1 protein-coding gene is annotated in these 2,277 nt (G+C 63.7%); it reads right to left on the reverse strand.

Annotated features, from left to right (window positions below; all coding sequences use genetic code 11):
• Positions 1 to 206 precede the first annotated feature (206 nt).
• A complete protein-coding gene (locus tag ABFX29_RS13580; RefSeq protein ID WP_152229598.1) occupies positions 207 to 1,976 on the reverse strand; it encodes a thioester domain-containing protein in 1,770 nt (589 codons plus the stop codon).
• Between the last annotated feature and the right edge of the window lie 301 nt (positions 1,977 to 2,277).

The raw sequence follows: 2,277 nt of genomic DNA on the forward strand, positions 1-2,277 counted from the left end.
GCCGGCACACAAGGCACACAGCAGATCAACCATCGAAAGAAAGTTGGGGTTTGGCCGCCATGCTTCAGGCGCTCCGTGAGCGTCCCGGCTGCGGCGACTCAGAAGACTTTACACAGGTTTGGGGGCTGGCGCAAATCAGCGCTGCGGCGCCGGATCCGCCCTTGTGGGCAGACCCGGCGCCGCAGCTAAATACCGGTCAGAAGAGACTATCCCTGCCGGCGCCGAAGCGACGCCAGGACCAGGGAGGATCCGGCAATTACCGCTCCGCCTCCCATCAATGCCAGGCTCAGTGACTCCGCGCCCGTCTTGGGCAGGCGTTGAGTAACAGGAACCGGCGCATACAGGTTGGTAACCCCGGTGGCCTGCGTCGCGCCAGGCAGGATTGCCACTTCACCGGTGAACGTTGACTCGACGGTGACATCTTCGTTGGCCCCGGAGGTCGGTTCGGAGATGTTGCAGAGCGTCCCTGCAGGGATCCCTTCGTAGAGCTGGGTGTATCCGCCTGCCGTGGTGCCGGCTGCCAGGACAAAGACTTCATCTACGATTCCTTCGCCGCACTGGACGTGGATGACAATGTCATCCTGCAGTCCGGCGCCGGTGCCGGTGATGGTCTTGGTAACCAGCAGGCTGCCCGGATTGAGGTCAACCGTGTTCGTGACGGCAAGAAGGTTCTCTCCATCCGTAATGGTGACGGGTTCGGGGAGCACCGGAGTGACCGTTACCGCCGTCGTCGATCCAGTGACTGGTTCAGTGACTGAACAGACCGTACCAACGGGGAGTCCTGCGACCGTCTCAGTCACCGCAGTATTGGTACCGGCGGGGATGTCGAAGGTAAAGACGCCCGATGCCCCGCAGTCCACCACCAGGGATATGTCGCCCTGCAGCCCGGCTCCCTCACCGGCAAACGCCTTGCTGACGGTCAGGTCGCCGGCTACAAAGAACTCGGCCGTTGCCTGGGCATTGGACTCGATCTGCGCGTCAGCTGCCAGGATGAGCTTCTGGGCAGTGGTGACCTGGGGATTGTTGCCCGCATAGAGGTAGACGTTTCCGGTCTGAACAGGAACCACGGCCGTAGCGGTCAGAACAACCGGATCCGTGGTCTGGTTGTCGTTCCGCACCCACAGCTGCGTACCGGAGGTTACGGTCGTGCCGGTGAGTGGAACGGTACCGGCAGGATCCGTGTACAGGGTGTAGCCGGCCGGAACCGCGACGGTGACGGTGCCTGGATCGGAAGTAATGGTGAATGGCCCGGTGACGCCGTCGGTAGGGCCAGCCGCAGTCGGCGGATCAATGGATACGTTGGGTGCAGGCGGTTCAGTCAGCGGGCCCGCAGCGAGTACGGCGGCAACGATTGCTGCCGTGTACGGCCGTACGCTGTCAGTGTCTTCAAGGACGTAGCCATCGCTGAAGAACCATACAGCTGCCTGCACTGCTGCTGCCCTTATGTTGTCCGATGGTGCGTCCGGCAGCCCCGGCTGGTCCGGGTAATAGCTGTTCAGCACCCGGTTGACGTAGCCGATGTTCGGCACGTTGGACTCGTCCCAGGTGCCGCTCTCGTAACCCAGGCCGGTGTAGGTGGAGGTACGAATGTCGATGCAGTACATCTGCTGCGTGTTGCCGACGGCGTCGACAGTGGTGATGATGCCGGCAAACCCCTCATTTGCGGGCTCGTAGCCCGCCGGCACGTCCGCGGGATATCCGGTTGTCGGATCGAACGGCGTACCTAAGGGAGGCAGTCCGCCGGCCACACCTTGACCCGCACCGGTGCCGGTCATGGTGATCTCGGTGATGTCCGACGGGAGCTCCTCCCCGGGCGATTCACCCGAAAACACGGCCTGCGCCGGCATGGCGAACTGCAGCAGCAGAAGCAGGAAGACAAGGACACCTACGACGCCGGTCCCCGCAGAAGCGCGGGGCAGGCTCGGCCTTCCCCGCTTAGGGACAGCGGAATGAACAGGGGGCAGACGCAGACTCATAGGGTTCCCGCTTCCAGTCTCGGCGTGATGTGGATCCGAAGTGGTGAGCTCCGGAAAGGCGGCACTGGGCCGTGGCCTGAGAGGCTACGCGGCACGTCTGCATCTGGGTAGAGAGTGAGGAGAATCATCGGCCGCGGCACCCAAACTCATCACTGGCCGTGGGAAGGCCCGGGCCGGGCTGCAGCGGGGACGGCACGAGGCCCGGCGGGACCGGCCCTGAGGGGTGTTAAACGGGGATGGGCCCGCATGTGTGTGCGGGCCCGGTGGTGGGGGTGGTGTTAAAGCAGTTCAGGCTCCGCAG

The organism is Arthrobacter gandavensis (assembly GCF_039528575.1).
Classification (GTDB): Bacteria; Actinomycetota; Actinomycetes; order Actinomycetales; family Micrococcaceae; genus Arthrobacter_B; species Arthrobacter_B citreus_B.

Excerpts from the sequence above, each read along its gene's own strand:
- ABFX29_RS13580 (WP_152229598.1), bottom strand. The coding sequence starts at position 1,976 with ATGAGTCTGCGTCTGCCCCCTGTTCATTCCGCTGTCCCTAAGCGGGGA.